At 74.8% G+C, this 21,896-nt stretch carries 14 protein-coding genes and 1 pseudogene; 9 read left to right on the top strand and 6 right to left on the bottom strand.

The genetic code is table 11. From position 1 onward, the window contains the following. Positions 1-15: 15 nt before the first annotated feature. Complete coding sequence (locus NAEX_RS46350) at positions 16-2,634, bottom strand: glycoside hydrolase family 15 protein (RefSeq protein ID WP_096334335.1); 2,619 nt, start codon at positions 2,632-2,634, stop codon at positions 16-18. On the opposite strand from NAEX_RS46350, the gene NAEX_RS46345 reads away from it, so the two are divergent. Further along, the gene (locus tag NAEX_RS46345; RefSeq protein ID WP_245914026.1) at positions 2,633-5,089 is read left to right on the top strand and encodes an alpha-amylase family glycosyl hydrolase; all 2,457 of its coding nucleotides are present in this window, start codon (positions 2,633-2,635) and stop codon (positions 5,087-5,089) included. The two genes, NAEX_RS46350 and NAEX_RS46345, sit on opposite strands and share 2 nt — an antisense overlap. A gap of 231 nt (positions 5,090-5,320) precedes the next feature. Here NAEX_RS46345 and NAEX_RS46340 read toward each other — a convergent pair whose 3' ends face one another. Together NAEX_RS46340 and NAEX_RS46335 are read right to left on the bottom strand one after the other, a co-directional pair. Continuing rightward, positions 5,321-6,487: a hypothetical protein gene (locus tag NAEX_RS46340; RefSeq protein ID WP_096334334.1), complete on the bottom strand. Its 1,167-nt coding sequence runs from the start codon at positions 6,485-6,487 to the stop codon at positions 5,321-5,323. Between the two features lie 13 nt (positions 6,488-6,500). Then, positions 6,501-7,805 carry a hypothetical protein gene (locus NAEX_RS46335; protein WP_143825776.1) on the bottom strand — a complete coding sequence of 435 codons (1,305 nt, stop codon included), beginning with the start codon at positions 7,803-7,805 and terminating at the stop codon, positions 6,501-6,503. A 22-nt stretch (positions 7,806-7,827) separates the two neighbouring features. Between NAEX_RS46335 and NAEX_RS46330 the strand changes: the two genes are divergently transcribed. The 7 genes from NAEX_RS46330 (at position 7,828) to NAEX_RS49270 (ending at position 18,400) form a co-directional block, all read left to right on the top strand. Then, positions 7,828-8,916, top strand: a complete 1,089-nt coding sequence (locus NAEX_RS46330; protein ID WP_096334332.1) for a hypothetical protein — start codon at positions 7,828-7,830, stop codon at positions 8,914-8,916. A gap of 5 nt (positions 8,917-8,921) precedes the next feature. Beyond that, entirely contained in the window at positions 8,922-9,668 is a 747-nt protein-coding gene (locus tag NAEX_RS46325; RefSeq protein WP_143140160.1) for a hypothetical protein, read from the top strand. Between the two features lie 190 nt (positions 9,669-9,858). Further along, the gene (locus NAEX_RS46320) at positions 9,859-10,236 is read left to right on the top strand and encodes a hypothetical protein (protein ID WP_096334330.1); all 378 of its coding nucleotides are present in this window, start codon (positions 9,859-9,861) and stop codon (positions 10,234-10,236) included. A gap of 24 nt (positions 10,237-10,260) precedes the next feature. Beyond that, the gene (locus NAEX_RS46315) at positions 10,261-10,845 is read left to right on the top strand and encodes a hypothetical protein (protein WP_096334329.1); all 585 of its coding nucleotides are present in this window, start codon (positions 10,261-10,263) and stop codon (positions 10,843-10,845) included. A gap of 115 nt (positions 10,846-10,960) precedes the next feature. Next, positions 10,961-14,851: a hypothetical protein gene (locus tag NAEX_RS46310; protein WP_096334328.1), complete on the top strand. Its 3,891-nt coding sequence runs from the start codon at positions 10,961-10,963 to the stop codon at positions 14,849-14,851. Between the two features lie 481 nt (positions 14,852-15,332). After that, positions 15,333-17,045, top strand: coding sequence for a lipoxygenase family protein (locus NAEX_RS46305; protein WP_096334327.1), 1,713 nt, complete (start codon positions 15,333-15,335; stop codon positions 17,043-17,045). Between the two features lie 11 nt (positions 17,046-17,056). Then, complete coding sequence (locus NAEX_RS49270; RefSeq protein WP_170136612.1) at positions 17,057-18,400, top strand: D-arabinono-1,4-lactone oxidase; 1,344 nt, start codon at positions 17,057-17,059, stop codon at positions 18,398-18,400. Between the two features lie 139 nt (positions 18,401-18,539). Here NAEX_RS49270 and NAEX_RS46290 read toward each other — a convergent pair whose 3' ends face one another. Beyond that, on the bottom strand, positions 18,540-19,190 hold the full coding sequence (locus tag NAEX_RS46290) for an HAD family hydrolase (protein WP_096334325.1): 651 nt from the start codon (positions 19,188-19,190) through the stop codon (positions 18,540-18,542). Then, the gene (locus NAEX_RS46285) at positions 19,187-19,594 is read right to left on the bottom strand and encodes an AraC family ligand binding domain-containing protein (protein WP_170136611.1); all 408 of its coding nucleotides are present in this window, start codon (positions 19,592-19,594) and stop codon (positions 19,187-19,189) included. Before NAEX_RS46285 ends, NAEX_RS46290 begins: the two co-directional genes overlap by 4 nt. A gap of 91 nt (positions 19,595-19,685) precedes the next feature. Here NAEX_RS46285 and NAEX_RS54855 point away from each other — a divergent pair. Beyond that, positions 19,686-20,306 (top strand): annotated as a pseudogene (locus tag NAEX_RS54855) (protein kinase domain-containing protein); the annotation flags it as partial. 175 nt (positions 20,307-20,481) lie between these two features. Here NAEX_RS54855 and NAEX_RS53590 read toward each other — a convergent pair. Further along, positions 20,482-21,363: a hypothetical protein gene (locus tag NAEX_RS53590; RefSeq protein WP_245914025.1), complete on the bottom strand. Its 882-nt coding sequence runs from the start codon at positions 21,361-21,363 to the stop codon at positions 20,482-20,484. Positions 21,364-21,896: the final 533 nt, after the last annotated feature.

Below are 21,896 nucleotides of genomic sequence, written 5' to 3'. Positions count from 1 at the left end.
CCGCGCGCCGGTGGGTCAAGCGCGCCGTCGCCGACGCCCTCGCGTCAGCGCGAGCAGCACGAGCGCCGCCGGCGCTCCAGGTCCGCCCGACGTGCATCCGCAGCCATCCTCGCTGGTCCCGCCGGTCAGGCCTGCAGTTGCAGTGATGCTGGCTGCGCTCGTCACGCCCGAGGTCGAGGTCGCGGCCTCGGTGGTCGTGCCCGTCGACGTCGCGCCGGTCGTCGGCACCGCCGTCGTCGTGTCGGGCTCGCCGGTGGTGGTCGTCTCGCCGGTGTCGGTGCCGGTGCCGGTCGGCTCCTCGTCCTCGACGAAGTACGCCCCGCAGGCCGGATCGGCGAACGCGCCCGCGCGGTGGGCCAGCGCCAGCGCGTAGGCGCCGGCGCCGAAGCCCAGCATCGGCGAGTTGAACTTGTACACGCCGGTCTGCTCGTCGAACGTCTCGGCGGTCATGTAGTAGTTCGTCGCCGCCTGCTCGCGCACCCACTCGACCAGCGCGTCGGCCCGCGCCGCCTCGCCCGCGGCGCGCAGCGCGACCGAGCCGCGCAGGTCGGTGATCACCCACTCCGCGCTGTCGTAGTCGCTGCCCCACGGCGTCGCGTCCTCCATCATCGCGTGGTCCCAGCGGTCGTCGTTGCGCGACCAGCCGGGCCCGGCGTCGACCCGCAGGTGGTCGTCGAGCGCGGCGAAGGTCGCCTGCGCGATCGGCCCCTGCGGGTCGAACAGGCCCATCGCGATCGCGTCCCACACCGCCGCGTCGAAGTAGCCCTCGCCGGTCGCCAGCTCGTCGACGCTGCCGGCCAGCGCCCCGTCGCCGTCGGTCGCGCGCGCGGCGATGGCGGCGCGGATCGACTCGCCTGTCTTTCGGTACATGTCCGCACGGGCAGCGTCACCGCGGCGCTCGGCGATGGCCGCCGCGTCGCACAGCCCGCGGGCCGCGGTGATGCTGGTGTACGTGAACCGGCGCTCGCGCCCGAGCCAGTGCGTCTCCCAGATCGACGAGTCGGCGCGGATCATCCCGGTCTCGGGGTCGATCAGCGCGACCAGCACGTCGGCGACCTCGGTCGCGATCTGCTCCCAGCGCGCGTCGGCCAGCGAGGTGTCGCCGGTCAGCACCTCGTAGGCCCGCAGCGCCCACAGGAACAGGCCGAAGCCGTCGAACTCGAGGTTCGGGCCGAACGCGTTGAAGTCGGTCTCCTCGATCCCGAAGCCGTGGTAGCGCACCAGGCTGATCTGATACGGCGGCATGTCGTACGCCTGCAGCTCCGACCACTGCTGGAACCGCCCGGCCTCGGCGTCGAGGTAGTAGGTCAGCGACGCCTTCGCGTGCGCCTGCATGCCGAGCGCCGCCATCGCCGCGGTCGCGTAGGCGCCGTCGCGGATCCACGCGTACGTCCACTCGCCCGGCGGCAAGCTCGCCAGCACCGCCCCGCGGCCGCGGTGCTTGATCCACGCCGGCAGCACGGCCGGGTCGTCGTCGAGGCCGGGGAAGCGGGTGCGCCGCTGCTCGCCGTCCTGGCTCAGCCACTCGCGGGCGAACGACCTGTCCTCGAGGACCTGTCCCATGTGCAACATCGCGACCGCCTGGCGCAGCATCGGCACCTCGCTCGCCGCCAGCCCGTCGGGCAGCTTCGACTGGTCCTGGTGGAGGTCGGCCCACACGCCCCGCTCGCGCGCCAGCAGCAGCTGCGGCCCGACGCCGTCGATCCACGCGTCGAGGGTCGTCTCGGCCTCGGCGCCCGCGAACGGGTCGCCGCGGTGGATCGCCGCGATCCCGACCCACGCCTCCGCGCCCGGCGCCAGATCGCCGACGCTCCACTGGAACGCGTGGGTCGCGTTGTCGACCGCGTTCGCCGGCGGGGCGTTGTCGGGCAGGTCCCCGAGGCCTTGATCCACCAGCGCGAACAGATCGACCTCGGGCCCGACCCCGCGGTGGACGATCGGCGCCAGCGCCTGCGTCACGATCGTCCCGGCGAACCCGCGCTCGCGGAAGCGGGCCTCGGCGCCGCCGACGAACTCGACCGTCTCGCCGTTGTTGCCGATGTCTTCGTGGACGTCCCACGGGCGCTTGGCGCGGCCGTAGCCGAGGTGGAAGTTGTGCAGCGAGAACGCCTGCACCCCCTGCAGCGCCTGCTGCCCGGTGTTCTTGAGGCGCAGCAGCAGGACCATCCCGGCCGCCTCGAGGCCCTGCGGCGCGAACGCGAAGGTCGTCGCCTCGAGCGCCCCGAGCGGCTGGACCATCGTGACGATGCCGGTGCCGACCGCCTCGCTGTCGCTCCACGCGTAGTAGCCGCTGGCGTCCGCGTCGACCGGCACCGACGGCAACCACAGCTGCTCGCCCTCGGCGCGTACCCCGAAGTACGCGTCGTACAACAGGTCGCGGGTGTGGATCGCCGCGAATTGCTCGCCGTCCCAGATGTCCTGGCCCTGCGCGTCGATCTGCGGCTCCTCGGCCGCGAACACGTGCTCCCTGAGCTCGGTCGCCTTGCCGGCCTTGAGGTCGACCAGCAGGGCGCCCCAGCCGTTGCTGCTGGGCAGCGCGAAGCGGGTCCGTTGCGGCTCGGCGGCGATCGCCGGCAGGGCGAACGAGATCGACGCCAGCGCGACCAGTAGGGCGACGGAGGAGGATCGGATCATGACCCGCCCAGCCTACCGCGCGGGCGCGGACGCTGTCTCGTCGCGCGGCGTGTTGCTATCGTCGGCCCGCATGGTGCGTCCGCCGATCCGCCTCGTCCCTGCCCTGCTGCTCCTCGGCGCCTGCTCGTCCGGCGCGCCCACGCCCGGCGAGACCGACGGCGCCACCACGGGAGGACTGACGAACAACCCGAGCAGTTTCCCGGGCACCGACGCAGCCTCGACCGCGCCGCCGGACCCGACCAGCGGCACCACCACCGGCACCACCGCGGAGCCGACCACCACCGACGACCCCACCGGCGGCGGCGTCGTCACCTGCCCGACCCGCTTCCGCTTCGATCCCCCGGCGGGCGGCGAGGGCCCGCGCGTGGCCGGCGAGTGGAACGGCTTCGACCTGGCCTCTGCGACATGGCTCGAAGGTCCTGACCCGGATGGCATGTATCAAGGGACAGTCGACCTCCCGCCCGGCCTGCACGGCTACAAGGTCGTCTACAGCCAGGGCGGCGCCGACCAGTGGGTCCTCGACCCCGGCCAGGGCCGGCGCAAGTACGTCGGCGGGACCGAGAATTCCGCGGTCCTCGTGCGGGACTGCCGCCTGCCCGGCGTCGAGGTCGCCGCCTCGCAGGCCACGCGCCCCGGCCCGGGCGCCGGCGCCTACAGCGCGACGCTGCGCTACATCGACGGCCTCGCCGGCGCGGGCCCCGCGACGGGCGAATTCACCGCGACCTTGCGCACCGGCAGCGACACGCGGCCACTGACGGGCGAGGAGCTCGTCGTCGATCCTGCCACCGGCGACGTCACGATCGCCCTCGCCGATCTCCCCGACGGCAAGCACCGCGTCACCGTCACCGTCGCGTCCGCCGACGGCCACACCAGCGAGCCGATCCTCCTTCCGTTCTGGATCGAGGCCGAGCCGTTCCGCTGGGACGACGCGCTCGTCTACATGGTCCTCACCGATCGCTTCCGCGACGGCGAGCCCGGCGACAGCCCCGGTCCGACGCCGATGGCCGATCCGCGCGGCGACTGGGACGGCGGCGATCTCGAGGGACTGCGGGCCGCGATCGCCAACGGCACCCTCGACCAGCTCGGCGTGCGCGCGATCTGGCTGACCCCGTTCCAGACCAACCCGCAGGACGCCTTCAAGGCGGCCGACGGCGTCCACTGGGTCACCGGCTACCACGGCTACTGGCCGATCCGTGCCCGCGAGGTCGACCCGCGGCTCGGCGGCGAAGCTGCCCTTTCGGCCATGATCGACGAGGCCCACCGCCACGGGATCCGCGTCCTCCAGGACTACGTCATCAACCACGTCCACGCCGAGCACGAGTACATGCAGGCCCACCCCGAGTGGTTCCGCACCGGCTGCGTGTGCGGCACCCCCGGCTGCGACTGGACCGAGAAGGCGCTCGAGTGCATGTTCGCCGACTACCTGCCGGACATCGACCACAGCGTCACCGAGGCCAACGCCCAGTTCGTGGCCGACGCCGCCTGGTGGCTCGACGAGTTCGATCTCGACGGCCTGCGCGTCGACGCCGTCAAGCACGTCGAGGAGGCCGCGACCCGCAACCTCGCCGCCGCCGTGCGCGAGGGCTTCGAGCGCGCCGGCACCAAGTACTTCCTCATGGGCGAGACGGCGATGGGCTGGAACGACTGCGCCGACCCGTGCAACGACGACAACTACGGCACCATCGCGCGCTACATCGGCCCGTTCGGGCTCGACGGCCAGTTCGACTTCGTGCTCTACCACGGCGTCAGCTACCGCACCTTCGCCTGGGGCGACAGCGGCATGCTGCACGCCGACTACTGGGTGCAGCACGGCCTCGGCAAGTGGCCCGCCGGCGCCGTGATGACGCCGTACATCGGCAGCCACGACACCCCGCGCTTCGTCAGCCACGCCGACTACCGCGGCCAGGACGGGCAGCACGACAAGGGCGTGCCGGGCAACCAGTGGGACAACACGGCCGTCGCGCCCGGCGACGCGGAGCCGTACCGCCGCGCGCGCCTGGCCCTGACCTGGCTGTTCGGGCTGCCCGGCGCCCCCCTCCTTTATTACGGCGACGAGTACGGCCAGTGGGGCGGCGCCGATCCGAACAACCGCCTGATGTGGCGGCCGGAGGACGAGCTGTCGGCCGACGAGCTGGCGACGCTCGCGCACACGCGCAAGCTCGGCACCGCCCGCCAGCAGCTCGCGCCGCTGCGCCGCGGCGCCTACGTCCCGCTGTACGCCGACGAGGACACGCTCGTGTTCGGCCGCAAGATCGCCGACGGCGACGCCGCGATCGTGGCGCTGACCCGCGCCGGCGCGCCGCAGATGGTCACCGTCGACGCCGGCCCCGCGCTCGGCTTCGCGGCCGCGACCGAGCTGACCGACGCGCTCGCCGGCGGCAAGGCGACCGTGACCGCGCTCGGCAAGCTGAGCTTCACGATCCCGGCGGGCGGGTCGCTGATCTTCGCGCCATGAACGAAGGAACATGCCCCTCGGGGCATGTTTTCCAGAGCATGTCGAAGCGAGCATGTCGCTCGAGGCACGCGCACGGCGCTCGCCCGGCCCGCCATGCTCGCACGGGGGCGGTCCGCCCGCGCAGGCGATCGCCGGCGCGCCCAGACCGTCGCCTTACCAGCCGCAGCTCCATCGCCTACCCCTTTCGCCATGCCCATGGGGACATGTCCGATCGGCCCCCACTCCTCGGCCTCACTTCCCGCAGCCCTCGCGCAGCGCCGCCTGCACCTTCGGCCACGGCCGGCGCTGCGCCTCCGCGCGGGCCTCGTCGGCGCGGCCGAGGGCGCACAGCGCCCGCACGCGGACCTCGGCGCGGTGCTCGACCAGCTGGCTGTTCGGGTAGTCGCGGGCGTGCTGGTCGGCGTAGGCCAGGGCCTGGCCGGGCGAGCCCTTCAGCGCCTTGCGGGCCGCGCCGAGCATCTCGAGCTCGACGATCACGTTGCCGGGGTCCTTCGCCGCCGCCTCCGCCTCGCGCTGGGCCTGCGCCGCCTTCTTCGCCTCGACGCCGGGGCCGCGCCCCCCCTTCTTGCGCACCACCACCTGGCGCGCGGGACCTGTGCTCTTCGCCATGTCCTTCGGTTCACCCAGGACCGGCGGCAGGATCGGCGGCGCCTCGATCGGCGGCGGCGGGGTCGGCACCGCCGCCTCGTGCAGCGGCGGCCGCTCGCTCGCCACCGCCGCGGGGTCGAGCGTCGGCTCGGGCACGGGCGCGCGCGGGCGCAGGGCCACCAGCACCGCCACCGCCAGGATCGCCACCGCGGCCGCGGCCGCCCGCGGGATCCCCGGCTCGCCTGGCTCTCCGGACATGCCCAGAAGTTCAGCCATCGCCTGGGCCCGCCAGCCCGGCGGCGCGCGGTCGACCACCACCGACTCGGCCAGCACCGACGCCGGGCCGCCGGCGGCCAGCACCGCCGGGTCGGCCGCGAACGCCCGCCGCAGCCCGACGATGAGCGCCTGGCCGGCCGCCGGCGGGGCCCCGATCGCCTGCGCCAGCTGGACCGCGTCGAAGCCGCCCAGCTCGGCCAGCGCGAACACGGCCCGCTCCTCGGCGGTGCGGCGGCCGAGGAACGCCAGCAGCGCCGCCTCGCCGCTGGCGCGCGGCCCCGGCGGCACCCCTGACGGTCGCGCCCGCGCCAGCGCGCGCATGAGCGCCGCCCAGCCGGCCGCGCTGTCCTCCGGGACAGCCGCGGCCACGGAGCGGAAGCACCACGTCACCGCCGCGTCACGCTCGTGATCGTCGATCCCGAGCCAGCGCGCCGCCGTGCGCAGCCGCTCCGCGTGGCGGTCGTGCAGCCGCCGCAGCGCGCCGGGCGAGCCCTGGGGGGCGCGACCTGCTTCCGGGCCCGAGTTCGGCGCCATCGTCGGCGCGATCCTACCCGACTGCTCGCAGCGCGGGGCGCTGGCTTGTGCGGCGAGGCCGTGCCACAGTGCTGGCCTCCCCGTGCCCGCTCGGCTTCGGTTCGTCCCGCTCTTTTTCGCCGCGGCCCTCGGCTGCGGGCTGCACCTCCACCGTCCGCGCGACGCCGCCACGGCCGAGGGGGCCGACAGCGAGCTCAAGGCCTCGCGCCTGGTCGACGGCTTCACCGAGGAGCTGGCGCAGTCGCAGGCGATGTTGACGGACGAGGTCGCCGCCGCCCAGGCCTGGGCCGAGGTCGGGCGCAACCGTGATCTCCTCGACATCCTCGGCGCCCGCGGCGAGGCCGACCCGGAGGTCCAGGTCCTCTTCTTCACGCGCTGCCGCGCGCGCTTCAAGGGTGACGGCTGGACCACCCTCTGCAGCAAGATCTCGACCCGCCTGCACGCCCTCGTCGGCCACGCCTTTCCGCTCGTCGACCCGCCCGCGCCGGTGACCGGCAGGACCAAGTCGCCGCCCGTCGCCGCCCCCGATCCGGCTGCCGACCTCCTGCGCGAGCTGCGGACGCTGCAGCGCCACTGGAAGGGCCCCGACAGCGGCGAGAGCCGGCTGGCCCGCGCCGTCAACGAGCATCAGATGGCCGCCCGGGCCCTCCACCTCGGCTCGGCCGACGCCGCCGGCCCCGGCTGCCCCGCCCTCCTGCGGCCCGGCAGCTCGCCTGTCCTGCAGGCCAGCGTCGACCGCCAGCGCCGGCTGTGCATGGACCGCCGCGACAACCTCGTGGCCCTGCGCGAGCGCGTGGTCTGCGACGGCCCGGCCTGCGGTCCCAGCGAGCTCGGGGCCACCCTCGATCAGCTCCTCGCCGTCCACGACGCGCTGCAGCAGCACCACGAGGAGCTGTCGCGCCGGCTGTTCGCCTATGAGGCCGCCAAGCAGCCCTGCTCGGAGCGCGAGCCGCCCGCGAAGGGCAAGCCCGAGCTCAACCCCCAGCCCCGGCCCTCGCAGCCGGCCCGAGCCGACCCCCCGCGAGCCCGCGCAGCCTTCCACGCCCTCGCTCTCGACCCCGCCCCCCGCGCAGCCGCGCTCCGGCTCGGTCGCCGCGCGCCCCGTCCCCGGCGCCATGTCCGGCCCCTCCGCGCCCGTCGCCGCGGACACGACCTCCGGCGCCGGCTTGCCTGTCCCCGGCGCCATGTCGCTGGGACCCGGTCCTTTCGCACCTGTCGCGACGGCCATGTCCTTCGGTGCCACGCGGCCTGTCCCCGGCGCCATGTCTCCAAAGACCGGCCCCATCGAACATGTCGGCACGAACACGTCCTCCAGCACAGGCTCCTCGAAACCTGTCCGCTTGGACCTGTCTTTTCAGCCAGCCCTCTTCCCCGGCGCCGGCCTGCTCGGCAAGCCCTGGCTCGCCTCCGCGGCGCCCGTCACCGCGACCCCCTCCACCCCGGCGGCCGGCACGCCGACCCCCTCGCCCGGCGCTGCACCCTCCACGACCGGCGGCACGGCCGCGCCCACGCCCGGCGGCGCCGCGACTCCCGCCCCCTCGACCTCGTTCACCCCGAACCCCGGCACCGCCACGCCGGCCCCGAGCGCCGGCGGCGTCGTCTTCACTCCCGGCAGCGGCGTCTGCGACGAGGCCGTCCTGCAGACGCGCTTCGCCGAGCTGGCCGAGGTCCCGATCCCCGCGATCCTCACCACCCACGACCTGCGGCCGCTGGCCGAGCTCGGGCGGTTCCATCAGCTCGCCGAGCAGCTCGCCGCCGTCGACGCCCTGATCGAGACGCGCCAGATCCGGGCCCGCCGCAAGGCGGCGGCCGACGCCGACCCTGCCGCCGCCGAGGCGCTGGCCGGGGCCCCGCGGTTCGCCCGGGTCGTCCACACCACCATCACCGGCATCGATCGCCTGCAGCAGACCGTCGACACCCTCGAGCTCGCCGTGCTCGCGCTGATCCGCGAGACCCTGCGGGTCGAGCACGACGCCCTGGCCGCCGCCATCGGCCACGGCGAGCGCCGGCTCCGCCTCGCGCGGGCCAAGCTGGCCGCCCAGCTCGAGGAGGCCGTCCTGCTCATGGAGGCCCAGGCCAGCCTCACCAAGCTCGAGCGCGCCGGCTGCCCCGCGCTCGCGCTCGTGACCGCCTACGAGGGCGGCAAGTGCCGCGACGAGCTCACCAAGTCGCTGATCGCCTTCGGCAACGCGTGGACGCTCGGCCGCGCCAACCAGAAGCGGGTCGACGCGCTCGACCTCGGCGTGCGCCACGACGCCAGCATCGTCCGCTCGCGCGCCGCCATGGCCCTGCGCCAGGTCTACCTCGCCGCCGGCGTCACCGAGCTGGTCAGGTTCACCAGGGGCGGCATGGCCCCCGAGGCCCTGGCCCAGCTCATCGTCTCCACCGTCGGCTTCGGCGTGCTCGCCGGGGCCGTCCTCGCCCCGTGACCGCCATGTCCCATCGCACATGGACCTTCGGACCTGTCCTTATCGCCCTGTCCTTCGCGCCAGGCTGTGCGCAGCGCGAGATGCGGGCCCAGGCCGCGGTGCTGGCCGAGGCCGGCGGCCGGCTCGAGCGCGAGACCGCCGAGTTCGCGGCCGCGCGCGCGGCGGTGGCCCAGCTGCGCCAGCGCAACCTGGTCGAGCGCCAGCAGCAGATCGCCGAGCAGGGCCAGTTCAACGCCCGCACCATCCACTTCTGGAAGGTCGCCAGCGATCCCGAGCGCACCAAGCAGCTCGCGCTCTACGACGCGCTGGTGGCCGCCACCACCGCCGCGGGCGCGGTGCAAGATCGCTCGGTCGAGTGGGAAGAGTCGGTGCTCGCGCGCACCCACGCCCTCACCATCGACCGCGCCGCGCTGCACCGCTTCGTCCAGCAGCTGCTCATCCTCGCCAGCCCGCCGCGCTTCCTCGACGGCGCGCGGTTTTACGTCGAGTACGGCGCGATCGTCGGCCAGCAGGTCGACGCCGGCCTCAAGGAAGTCCGCGCCACCGTCGGCGCCGCCACGGCCAGCGGCGGCAGCTCGGGCGGCGGAAGCAGCGGCGGCAGCGGGAACGGCGTCACGGGCCCCGGCACGATCGCGACCCCCGACGACGAGGAGCCCGAGCGACCCGACCCGCCGACGCGCGGCCCCGACGAGCGCCTCCCGCCCGACTCGCACCGCGACCCGACCAACCCCCCGAGTCCGACGCCGCCGTGACGTCGTCGCGCGCCTGTCGCGATCGCGCCGGATCGCCGGCCGGCTGGCGCCCTCGCGGCGAGTTGCGTAGTGTTTCCCGGTGGCGAACAAACGGCAGCGCAAGCGGCCCAGGCGACCGCCCCGGCCCGGCGGAGCCGCCGCCTCGCCGCCCGCGAAGCCTGTCTCCGGCCCTCCGCCCCCGAACCTCGGCATGAGCAACAAACACGAACTCCTCGAAGACCTGTCGCAGGCGCTCGCGCGGCTGACGGAGGCCAGCGAGCGCATGCGTCAGCGGCTCGACCAGGTCGACCCGTACGAGCAGCCCGCCCGCTGGAGCGCGATCAACGACCAGATCCGCAGCCTCGACGAGCGGATCAGCGTCCTCCGCGACGAGCACCAGAAGGTCGGCCTCGTCGTCGTCGAGCTCGTGCCGATCTCGCGCGGCGAGCTCGAGGACCTGCGCCGGGCGATCGCCGGCCTCTCGGGCATCGTCCGCGCCATGGGCACCTCCGCCGCCGTCGCCGAGGCCGCGGGCAAGCTCGCCGTGGTCGCCAGCGACCTGGTCAAAAAGTCCTTGCCCAAGGGCTAGGTCGCACGCGCGGGCCCGCCGTCGATGTCGTCCTCCTCGCCGCCTGCGCCGCTGGTCCCGCGCCGCGCGGGCGCGCTGGTCCGCGTGCCGGCGGTGCTCGAGTTCACCGTCACCGAGGGCCCGGCCGAGGTCGAGCAGCGCTTCCTCGCTTCGCCCGAGGTCGCGTTGTTGCAGGCGCACACCGGCCACGGCGAGGACCCCGGCTACGCGCTCGAGCGGACCCCGCGAGGCTTCAACCTCACCGCCGATCCGGGCGCCTGGCGGCCCGGCACGCGGGCGATCTGCGAGGTCGAGCTGACCCCCGAACCGGACGGCGCCCACGTGCTCGTCCGCTTCCGCCTGCACCCGCTCACGCGCACCGCGTTCGCGTACATCATCGCGCTCGGCCTGGCGATGGCGGGCTTTCAGCTGGCGATCGCCGGACCTGTCGTCGCCGCCACCTTGCTGGTCCCGTTCCTCATCGTCGTCGGCCTCCTCGCCGCCGATCGCAGCAGCCTGCGTCGCCAGCAGCGGGCGCTGCGGATGCTCGTCGAGGCGACGCTGACGCCGATCGCCGCCCCGCACGAACGGGCCCCTGCGGCCCCGTTCCGCCGCGGCACGGGCGATTGAGCGCGTACGCCGCGGAGCCGCGAAGACGTGCTCCGGCATTGCAGGTCGTCGGCCCCGTCGCGTCCACGGCCGCGTTCACCTGCCCAAGGCCCGCCAGATCCGATACACCCGAAGCATGGCAGGCACAGGCGATCAGGTCCCCGGCTATCGCCGACCGCACGAGGACACCCGTCCCGCCGCTGCGATTGACGGCCCGCGCGAGGCGCTCGGACGTCTCGAGCTCCCGGTCGTCGGTCCTCTCGACCTCGAGCTCGCGCTCGCGGCTCCGCTGCGGCTCGCGCTCGACGCCGAGGCGCTCGAGCTCGACCCCGGCAGCGCCTTGCTGGCGCGCCTGCCCGACCTCCCGCCCGTCGAGCTGCGGCGGACCCGCCTCGACCTGGTCCATGGGACAGTCACCGCCGACGCCGACGCGATCGGCCCGTTCCTGTTCACCGCCGCCGGCGTCGCGCTGCGGATCGCCCTCCGCCGCGGCTTCGGCTGGCACCCCGGCCGCAGCGTCCTCGAATTCCTGGCCCAGAACCTGCCCGCCGACCCGGAGAGCCGCGCCCGGCGCGTGTTTCACGGCCCGCTCGGCGCCAGCGCCTGGCTGCCGCCCGACGCCCGCCTGGTCGCCGAGCTGCGCGGCGACCGGGTGGAGGTCGTCCTGAGCCGCCCCGCCGTGCTGCGGGTGCTCGGCCTGGCCCTGCCGATCCTCGCCGTCCGCCTGCTGTTCGGCCCGGCCCGCCTCGAGATCGACCCCGGCCCGACCGGACCTGTCCGCCGGGCCATCCTGCGCCTGGCCGCCTGGGTCGCCTCTCGCTGGCTGGGCGCCCGCCTGCCCGCGGCCATGACCATCCCCGGCTACGACCTGTTCGCCGACGAGCAGCGGCGCGTCCGCCTCGCCGACCTCGTGCGCCGGCTCCGCGGCCAGAAGCGCCCGCGCCGGGCCCCCCGGCGGAGAAAGGCCGGTCCAGGGGGAGAGGTCCCCGCGGACATGTCCGTGGCGACAGGTCCTCTCGGCCATGCTCCTGCAGACATGCCCGATACGCCAGGTCCCCAGGTACCTGCCCCAGGGGACCTGTCCCGAGCCTCCGGCCTGCGCGCCCGCCTGGCCGACATCGTCCCGCGCGAGCTGCACGCCGGCCACCCGCCGCTCGGCGCCCGCGTGCTGGCCCGGATCTCGCTCGGCGCCCGCGGCGAGCTGGCGCTGATCGGCGACCGCGAGCTCCTCGTCACCCGTGCGGCCGGCGGGGCCCGCTTCGAGGCGCCCGGCGGCCTGTACGTCCACGCCGACGAGCTGCCGGAGCTCGCCGAGCTGCGGCTGGTCCGCGCCCTCCTGGTCGCCGCGCCCGCGGCCCCGCCCGGCGCCGAGCCGCGCGTCCGCCTCGAGCTCCAGACCGACCCGCCGCTCGGACCGCTGATGCGCGCGTTGATCCGCCGCGTCGTCGACGCCCGCGTGATCCCCCGCCTCTCGCCCGCGCTCCTGGCCCGCCTCGGCCTCGTCGGCGAGCGCGAGGCCGACGAGCTGCTGCTCCTCGACCAGCCGTTCGGCCCCCGCACCGGCGTGCGGCTGACCGCCGACGCCGACGCCGAGGTCCGCGTCCGCCACGGCGGCGACGCCCTGGTCGTCGAGGCGCCCGCCGGCCTGCGCCTGCGCTTCCAGGGCCTGCCGGTCCTGCCCGACGCCGACATCCACCGGCTCGAGTACCGCTGGCACGACGGCAGCGTCGTCGCCGAGGCCACCCCCGACCTCGGCGAGTTCGGCCACCTCGCCCTCGCCCAGTTGATCCGGGTCCGCGCCGCGCCTGTCCTTCCGGACATCCTCGGCGTGCGCCGCGACGGCGGCCCGACGATCGACCCCCTGCTCGAGCAGCAGCTCCCCGCCCTCGCCGCCAGCGTCCGCGTCCCGGTGGTCGGCCCGCTCGACGTCCGCTTCGACCCCGCCGACGTCCTCGCCGTCCGCCTCGCCCCCGGCGCGCTCGCCGTCACCAGCGCGCGCAAGCTCGCCCTCGTCGCCCCCGAGCTCGGCCTCGTCCTGCGCGTCGCCGCCGTCGACCACGACATCGCCGCCGTCGCCCTGCGCGCCGACAGCGACCCGCCGCTCGGCGACTACCTGTCGCGGCTCGCCGCCCGCTGCGTCGAGCAGTTCGGCCTCGCTCGCCTGCGCCCGCACCTCCCGCTGGCTCCGCAGCAGCCGCCCGAAGCGCCATGGCTCTTGGCGCATGTCCCTGCGGACACCTCGAAGCCCGTCCGCGTGCGCGCCGAGCTGCCCGCCGGCGCCGGCCTGCGGCTCGAGCGGCGCCCGGACGCGCTCGAGCTGCGCGCCGAGGCGCCGCTGCAGCTCGTCCCCGAGGGCACCGGCCTGCTCGCCGACGTCGCGCTCCTCGGCCTGCGCTGGCGCCCCGCCGTCGCCGCGCTCGAGCTGCTGAGCCAGCCGCCCGCGGGCCCGCTGTTCCACGAGGTCCTGCGCCGCGCCTTCGCCCGCTTCGCCCCCGAGAAGCTGCTCGCCGAGCTGCTGCGCCGCCTCGCCCTGCCGGCCGCCGCCCCGATCCCGCCGCCGCTGCCGGTCGCGCCGGGCGTCGTCGTGTGGGAGCAGACCTTCGGCGCGCTCGGGGCCGTGCGCGTCACCGCCGACCAGGCCCGCACCGTCGACCTCTCCCTGCGCCGCGGCGGCGCCCACATCGGCTTCGGCAAGGGCGCCACCGTGCGGGTCCTCGGCCTCGGCCTGCACGTCACCGTCCGCACCGTCGACCTCACCTTCCTGCCGTGGACGCTCGAGGTCGACGCCTCGCCGCCCGCCGGCGAGCTCGCGCAGCACCTGCTCAGCCACGCCATGCGGGCGCTGTTCGCCGAGTTCATGCGCCACTTCTGGCCCAGCGATCGCTCGCCGCGGGCCGGCCACGACACCCTCCTCGCCGTCGGCGCCGACAAGCCGTGGGGTCCGCTGAAGATCTGCGTCGCCAGGGGCGGCTCGATCGACCTCCACCTCGACAAGGAGGGCGTCTCGCTGCGCTCCGCCGCCGGCCTGTTCGTCACCGGCGAGGCGCTCGACTGGCTGCCCGACTTCTACCTCCACGACCTCAGCCTGCGGGCCCGCGACGCCGCCGTGAAGCTGTCGATCAGCGGGATCGCCGAGGAGCACTACCACGAGGCCGCGGCGGTCAGCCCCGTCACCGAGGCTGTCCTCTCGCACCTGTACAAGGTGCTCGCCGCGCCGAAGCTGCCCGCCGTGTGGGCCCAGCGGCTCGGCCTGCCGCGCCCGCCGCTGCCGCCGGCCCCGCCCGACGACCCGACCCTGATCGCCGTGTTCTCCGCCCGCCTGCCCGGCGACTACGGCGAGTTCGCGCTGCTGATGGACCCGGCCGACACCGTCACCCTGACCGCCAGCGAGATCGAGGTCGCCGTCGAGAGCGAGCGCGGCCTGACCGCGCGCATGCCCGGCCTGCGCCTGGCGATCCAGCTCCGCGGCGCCCGCTATCACCTGCAGTCGGGCGAGGTCCAGGTCGGCGGCCTCGGCCAGCTCGAGAACGCCCTGGTCGAGGCCCTCGTCCGCCGCCAGATCGGCGACCCCGCCGATCCCGGCGCCTCCGGCGTGCGCGGCGTCCTCGACCGCTTCCCCGTCGACGACCGCGGCCGCCTGATCCTGTTCCACCACTCCCTCGTCGACGTCCTGCTGCTCCCCGGCACCAGCGTGCGCCTGCGCCTCGACGACCGCGGCCTCAAGATCGGCGCCGACCCGGCGCTCGTCGTCGACGGCCCGGCCCGCCTCAACTTCCTCGTCTGCGGCCTGCGCTACAGCTTCGGCGACGCCCGCTTCAGCATCGACTTCGAGGGCGACACCGTCGTCGCCGACCTGTTCGAGAAGATCGTCGACGCCCGCGCCGAGAAGCGGCTCAACGACCGGCTGCTCCCGCTCCTGCCCGCCGCCATGCGCACCCCCGGCTACCGCCTGAGCACCGACCCCCAGGTCCGCGCCAACATCGCCGCCCTGCTCCGCTCGTTCACCCGCCGCAAGCGCACCTCCTGACGTGCCCCGAAAGACATGCGCGTGCGGACCTGTCGCAAGCGGCATGTCTCGGAGGACATGCGCGCAACAGCATGTCGCGAAGGACAAGCCCCAGCCTCCGCGCCCCCGCGGCCGCCCTGCCGTGGCGTCACCGCGAGCTGCCCCGGCGAGCCGCTGCCGTTATGGTCGCCGGCCGCGCAGTCACGCCGTGCGCCCTCGTTCGCGCGCCCTCGCCTCGCCGCGGAACGCTGTCACGCCGGCCGCCTCACCTGCCCCGAGAGACAGCCCCGCAGTGACCTGTCCTCGAGGTCATGGATGATTCCGCGCCCGCGCGCGTGACCTCGCCCGGGGGCGCCAGGACGCGCTTTGGACCCATGCAGTGTCTGCTGCCGCGACCCCGGTCCGCGGAGCGCGAGCCCGACGGCCGCGCGTCCGGATCGCCTGTCCTTACGAACAGGTGCCTTGCGCCCCCGCCTGGATCGGCGTGCTACGGTCGAGCTCGATGAAGCCCGACCCGTCGCCCTCGTTGCCGCAGCACGAGCCCGACCCGGCCGCGCGGCGTCGGGCGCTCCGCCTCGCGCGCGAGCGCTACACCTACGCGCGCAGCGAGGACAACCCGCTGGCGCCGATCGCCGTCGCCGGCGAGTTCCCGCTGAACGAGCTGTACGGCCCGCGCTGGGCCCTGCCGTACCTCCCGCACCTGCTGCGCGCCGTCGCCGACGCCCAGGCCAAGAAGCTGTGGTACCGCCTGCGCGGCGTCCTCGGCGGCATCGACAAGCTGGCCGGGTTTCGCGGCCTGTTCAGCGAGCGGCTCGGCCTGCGCTTCCCCGCGGCCGTCACCGAGCACCAGCGCGACGGCCTGTTCGCGCGCAACCGCATCGACGGCCCCAACCCGCTGCTGCTCGCCCGCGTGCGCGACCTCCCCGACCTGCGCGCGCGGCTGCCCGTGACCGACGATCAGCTCGCGCGCGTGCTCGGTCCCGGGGCCACGCTGGCGGGCGAGCACGCCGCCGGCAACCTGTTCGTCGCCGACTTCGAGCTGCTGGCCCGCAGCCTCGCGCCCAACGGCGCCGGCGGTCGCGACACCCGCTGGCGCGGCAAGTACCTCCCGGCCCCGATCGCGCTGTTTTGCCAGCGGCCCGGCCGCGATCCGCAGTGTGACCTCGTGCCGGTGGCGATCCGCGTCGACCAGCCCGGCGCCGCCGATCCCAACCCGGTCTACCTGCGCGACGGCAGCCCGCGCTGGGAGCTCGCCAAGACCTACGTCGAGATCGCCGAGTTCAACCTGCAGGCGCTGTCGAGCCACATCTACCGCCACCACTACGTCGCCGAGCCGTTCGCCGTCAGCTCGCGGCGCCAGCTCGCGCCCTCGCACCCGATCCACGTGCTGCTGCGGCCGCACACCCAGCACACCATGGCCGTCAACCGGGCCGCCTTCAACCTGCTCAAAAAGCCAGGCGGCCTGTTCGCCACCCTCTACGCCGGCGAGCTGTCCGAGACCCGCAACATCATGCGCCGCAGCTACGAGCGCTGGTCGGTGCGCGAGCAGGAGATCGAGGCCGACCTGGCCGCGCGCGGCGTCGGCGACGGCCCGCGCGAGTACCCGTGGCGCGACGACGCCCGCCTGTGGACCCCCGTCCTGCGCCGCTTCGTCGCCGACTACGTCGCCCTCTACTACCCGGCCGACGCGGCCGTGCGGGCCGACGCCGAGCTGCAGGCCTTCGTCGCCGAGCTGCAGGCCGACGACGGCGGGCGCCTGCGCGGCCTCTTGCCGGCCGGCGGCCTCGACGGCCGCGACGCCCTCGTCGACCTGCTCGCGCAGTTCTTGTTCATCGCCGGCCCCGGGCACGCCGCCGTCCACTTCCCGCAGACCGACCACTTCACCTACGTCCCCGCCTTCCCCGGCGCCGCCTATCGCCCCCCGCCGCGCGAGGGCGAGGTCGTCGACGCCGCCCGGATCGCCGACACCTTGCCCCCGCTCGACGTCGGCGCCGAGCAGTTCCAGAACAACCAGATCGCCTTCTACCGCTTCGATCGCTTCGGCGACTACCGCCACTACGAGCTCGGGCGCGTCGCCGCGGCCCGCTTGGTGGTCGCCCGGCTGCACGCCGACCTGGCGGCGATCGAGCGGGAGATCGAGCGTCGCAACCGCGCGCGGCCGCGGCCCTACCCGTACCTGCTGCCGCGGCTGGTCCCCAACAGCATCAACATCTGAGCGAGCCGACCGTGGAGCTGATCGCGAACTACAAGTGGCGCAACTGGAACGACAACCTCGCGTGCACCGCCGACCTCTACCGCCCCCGCGGCCTGCAAGAGCTGCGTGAGGCCGTGCGTCGGGCCGGGCGCAAGGGCCGGATCCGTCCGCTCGGCAATTCGTGCTCGTGGAGCCCGCTCGTGCCCACCTGCGGCAGCCTCATCGATCTCGGCCGGCTCCGCGGCATGCACGAGACCAGCTTCGACGGCGCCCCGGCGATCCGCGTCGAGGCCGGCGCGACCGTGCGCGACCTCGTCGACTTCACGCAGGCCCGCGGCCTCACCCTGATCTCGCCGACCATCTTTCAGGACATCTCGGTCGGCGGCGCGATCGCGGTGGCCGCCCACGGCACCGGCCTCCACACCTCGACCATGTCCGACGAGGTCGTCGCCCTCACCCTCGTCGACGCCCGCGGCGACGTCCACCACCTCAGCGCCGCCGACGGCTCGCTGTTCGACGCCGCCCGCTGCTCGCTCGGCGCCCTCGGGGTCGTCCACGACGTCACCATGCGCTGCTGGCCCGAGTTCCACCTCCACGTCGAGGACCGCATGATCGGCGTCGACGACGTCCTCGGCGGCCTGCCCGACCTGCTCGCCACCTACGAATTCGTCGAGCTCTACTGGTTCCCCTTCACCGACACCCTGTGGTGCAAGCTGATGCGCCGCACCGACGAGCCCGACGCCGGCGCGACCCTGGCCGACCGCCTCAAGTTCGCCTTCACCTACGCCTGCACCTTCGCCTCGTGCAACGGGGTCCTGCCGCTGCTCGGCCGCGTCGCCCCCGAGCTGACCCCGGCGTTCATGCAGCTCGCGCCGCGGCTGTCGATGACGCCCGGCAGCGCCGTCGCCCCGGCCTCGCGCGCCTTCCACTACCAGCGGGCCTACCCGCGCTGCTGGGACATGTCCTACGGCGTGCCGCTGGCCGACGCCGAGGAGGCCTGGCGGCGCACGATCGGCCTCATCGAGCACCTGGCCCGCGCCGCCAGCTTCCCCGTCAACATGGTCGTCCACGCCCGCTTCATCGGCCCGAGCGCGGCGCTGCTGGCCCCCGCGCACGGCCGGGCGATCTGCGACATCGAGGTCGTCACCACCCGCTCGGCGCGCGACGCCGAGCCGTTCTACGAGCAGTGGAGCGGCGAGATGCTGGCGATCCCCGGCGCCCGCCCGCACTGGGGCAAGTACCTCCTGCACCCCCGCGCCGTCCGCGAGCGCTACCCGATGATGGACGCCTTCCTCGCCCACCGCGCCGCCCTCGACCCCGACGGCGTCTTCTTGAACGATTGGCTCGAGGACGCCGTGTTCCAGCTCCGCCCTTGACCCTGGTCGAGGAGACATGATCGTACGGGCATGCCCTCAAGGGCATGCCCTTTGAAACATGCTCGATCGCGCATGCCCGACGAGACATGCCGGGCTCCGTCCGGCGAACGCCCGTCGCCATCTGTCCTTCCGGACAGGTTCACCCGACCAGCGAGCGCACCAGCCGCGGCAGCTCGAGCGGCGTCGCCGCGCGGTGGTCGGGCGTCTCGGCGCCCGGGTCGGCCGCGTAGCCCCACGCGCACCAGATCGTCGTCGCCCCGAACGCGCGCCCGCACTTCACGTCGGCGGCCGAGTCGCCGATCATCAGCGCCGTCCCGGTGCGGCCGACGCGGCGGCTCGCCTCGGCGAGGACCCGCGGGCTCGGCTTGCTCTCGGGCAGGGTGTCGCCGCCGATCACCGCCGAGAACAGGCGCCCGACCCCGAGCGCCGCGAGCAGCGCCGCGCTGAGCCGCTCCGGCTTGTTGGTCACGCAGGCCAGCGAGCCGAGCGCCGCCAGTTCGACCAGCGCGTCGCCCATGCCCGGGTACAGCCGGGTCGTGTCGGCGATGTGGGCCAGGTAGTCGGCCTCGTACGCGGCGCGGACGTCGTCCACCGCCCCGCCGGCGCCGACGTAGTCGGCGAAGCACTGGCGGTACAGGTGGTCCATCCCGGCGTTGACGTGCGGGCGCCAGGTCTCGCCTGGCTGTTCGGACAGGCCGAAGCCGGCCCGCACGCGCAGCACCGCCGCGACCATGTCGTCGCGGCTGTCCTCGAGCGTGCCGTCGAGGTCGAGCGCGATCAGGTGGCTCACGACTCGCTCCCCCGGGCCAGGTCCTCGACGCTGCCGCGGCCGTCGCCGTGCTCGGTCACGCGGCGCTCGCCGCTGCGCGAGCCCTTGTAGGCCGAGAACGTGCGCCCGTTGTGGCTGCGGACCTCGTGCTGCACCCCGGACGGGATGATCAGGATGTCGCCGGCCTCGAGCGTCACCGGCCCCTCGTCGAAGTGGAACGTCGTCACCCCGCTGACGGCCCCGCGGATCTCCTCCTCGTCGTGCGCGTGGCGGCTGCGGAAGAACCACGGCGGCACCGTCTGCAGGTCGTAGCTGCGGAAGCCGAACCGGGCCATCTCGGCCGCCACCGACTCGGCCGTCGGCTCGACGTTGTGCGGCCACTTGTAGACTGTCACGCCGTTGGGGAGCCTCTGCGTCGGTTGCATCGCGCCGATCCGTAGCGCGACTGGCCGGCCCGGCGCAACCGCGACGATTCGACCGGGCCCGGCCGCGCCGGCCGCGTCACGCCGCGGTGCCATGTCCCGAGAGACAGCTTCACCGCGCCCGGGCGGGGCCGGATGCCATCGTCCGCGCGGGCAGCACGGCCCGCCGGCCGGCTCGGCACCGACCCTGGCGGCCGAGACGGGCGCGTCGGCCGAGGTCCGGCGCTCGCTCGCCGGACGCCACCTGGCCGGCGACAGCACCGACCGCGCCCTGCTGCAGACCGACTCCGGGCCCCGGCCGGCCCCCGATCCCGACGCCCAGCCCGAGCGCCGCGGCCGCGACCTCGTCCTCGAGCGGATCGGCGCCGGCGGTATGGGCGTCGTCTACGCCGCCTTCGATCCCGAGCTCGAGCGCAAGGTGGCGATCGAGCTGATCCGCGGCCGACGAGGTCGCCGCGCCCGCCTGCGCGAGGCCCAGGCCAAGCTGTCGCACCCCGGCGTGGTCGCGGTCCACGGCGTCGGCGCGTACCAGAGCCAGCTCTTCGTCGCCATGGCGTTCGCGCGCGGCGTGACCCTGGGCGCGCCGATGCGCCACCGGCGACGCACCTGGCGCGAGATCCTCGCGGTGCTCCAGGCGGCCGGGCGCGGCCTCGCGGCGGCCCACGACGCCGGCCTCGTCCGCCGCGACTCCAAGCCCGACCACGTGCTCCTCGACGTCGACGGCCGGGTCCAGGTCACCGACTTCGGCCTCGCCCGCGCCGCCGGCACGCGCGAGCCGGAGCCCGCCGCGCCTTCGTACCATGTCGGTTCAAACATGTCGAAAAGGACATGCCGAACAGGACATGCCCGTGCGGGCATGTCCTGCTCACCGATTCGATCACGCCTCCGGCTCACACGCACGTCGCGCCGAACACCTGCCCGCCCTGGAGGTCGACCTCCGGATCCAGGCACTGCTCGCCCGGGCTGCAGTCGGCGTCGGTCAGGCACTCGCCGCACACGCCGAGCTGCAGCAGGCCCATGATGCTGGCCTCGCCGCAGCGCCCCGACGCGCACGCCGCGTCGCTGGAGCAGCCGCCGCCGTTGGGCACCGAGCCCGCCGCGACGCAGTCGAGCCGGCCGCTGAACTTGGCGAGGTCGTACTTCGGGGCGCACACCGGCGTCTGCCCGCCGCAGTCGGCGTTCGTCTCGCACTCGCCGCAGGTCTCCACGGTGATGATGCCCGGGACTTCGAGCACCGTCCCGCAGACGCCGTTGCTCGGGTCGGAGCAGACCGCGTCGGACTGGCAGCCGTCGCCGGGCCCGCCGTCGTTGCACTGCGAGCCGATGCCGGCGAACGGGTTGGCCACCGTGCAGCCGCCGCCGTCGCAGTCGGAATCGGCCACACACTCGCCGCAGAAGCCGCCGAGCGCCGGGACGACGAAGCACTTGCCCGACGCGCAGCCGCAGCCGCTCGCGTCGGTACAGCTCGCGTGGAGGGGCTGGTCCGGGACGTCGTTGCACGGGCCGACGTCGGTCGTCATCGGTCCGACCGACGGATCGACGGACGTGGCGCCGTCGGTCGTCGTCGTGCCCTCGCTCGTGGTCCCGGTCGGCTCGCCGGTCGTCCCGACCCCGCCGCCGCACGCCGGCTCCGCGGGGTACAGCGTGGCGAACGTCGCCAGCCCCGACGCGCAGGTGTCGACGCAGCCCTGCGCCACCTCGGGGGTGCTCTGCCAGCAGGTGCCGCCCGGGCCGAACGTCGCCTCGGCCTCGGGCAGGGCGTCGGGCGACACGGCCGCGACGCACGCCAGGTATTGCTCGCACGCCCCCTGGCTCTGGCCGCCCGTGTCGGTGCCGCTGCTCGTGGGCCCATCGGTCGGATCGCCGCTGGGATCGCCGCTCGGCCCCCGCTCGGCCCCCCGCTCGGACCGCCTGTCGGACCATTCGATGCCCCGGTGGCGGAGTCGAGCGGGTCCCGATCGGAGCCGCAGGCCGCGAGCCAGAGCGTGGAGAGAACGGAAAAAATCAGCACGTTACGAGCGACGACGACTACCATGCGCCACCTCTAGCAGGGCGGCAGGTCGAGGGCAAACGCGCGCCCCGGGTCGCGGGAAGAAGGCTCGCGGACTGGACCCTCGACGCACGCGGCCGCGAGCTCACCGCGAGGTCTCGCCGCCGCGGCGCCACCCTCCGCCCCGGTCGCCCCGTGCTCGCCGGTCGCCGGCGCAGCCGGCCACGACGCCGCGTGCCTCGGGGACGCGAAGCTGGCCGCCGCTGACCATCGCGCGCGCCGGAACGCTCGCGCGGCCTCGCGCCCGGGCGGGCC

This window comes from Nannocystis exedens (genome assembly GCF_002343915.1).
Classification (GTDB): domain Bacteria; phylum Myxococcota_A; class Polyangia; order Nannocystales; family Nannocystaceae; genus Nannocystis; species Nannocystis exedens.
This window is presented reverse-complemented; position numbering and strand designations above follow the sequence as displayed.

What these genes read in the sequence shown, in the direction of transcription:
- NAEX_RS46345 (WP_245914026.1), top strand. Translation starts at nt 2,633, where the DNA reads ATGACCCGCCCAGCCTACCGCGCGGGCGCGGACGCTGTCTCGTCGCGC.
- NAEX_RS46350 (WP_096334335.1), bottom strand. Translation starts at nt 2,634, where the DNA reads ATGATCCGATCCTCCTCCGTCGCCCTACTGGTCGCGCTGGCGTCGATC.
- NAEX_RS46340 (WP_096334334.1), bottom strand. Translation starts at nt 6,487, where the DNA reads ATGGCGCCGAACTCGGGCCCGGAAGCAGGTCGCGCCCCCCAGGGCTCG.
- NAEX_RS46325 (WP_143140160.1), top strand. Translation starts at nt 8,922, where the DNA reads ATGTCCCATCGCACATGGACCTTCGGACCTGTCCTTATCGCCCTGTCC.
- NAEX_RS46320 (WP_096334330.1), top strand. Translation starts at nt 9,859, where the DNA reads ATGAGCAACAAACACGAACTCCTCGAAGACCTGTCGCAGGCGCTCGCG.
- NAEX_RS46315 (WP_096334329.1), top strand. Translation starts at nt 10,261, where the DNA reads ATGTCGTCCTCCTCGCCGCCTGCGCCGCTGGTCCCGCGCCGCGCGGGC.
- NAEX_RS46310 (WP_096334328.1), top strand. Translation starts at nt 10,961, where the DNA reads ATGGCAGGCACAGGCGATCAGGTCCCCGGCTATCGCCGACCGCACGAG.
- NAEX_RS46305 (WP_096334327.1), top strand. Translation starts at nt 15,333, where the DNA reads ATGAAGCCCGACCCGTCGCCCTCGTTGCCGCAGCACGAGCCCGACCCG.
- NAEX_RS46285 (WP_170136611.1), bottom strand. Translation starts at nt 19,594, where the DNA reads ATGCAACCGACGCAGAGGCTCCCCAACGGCGTGACAGTCTACAAGTGG.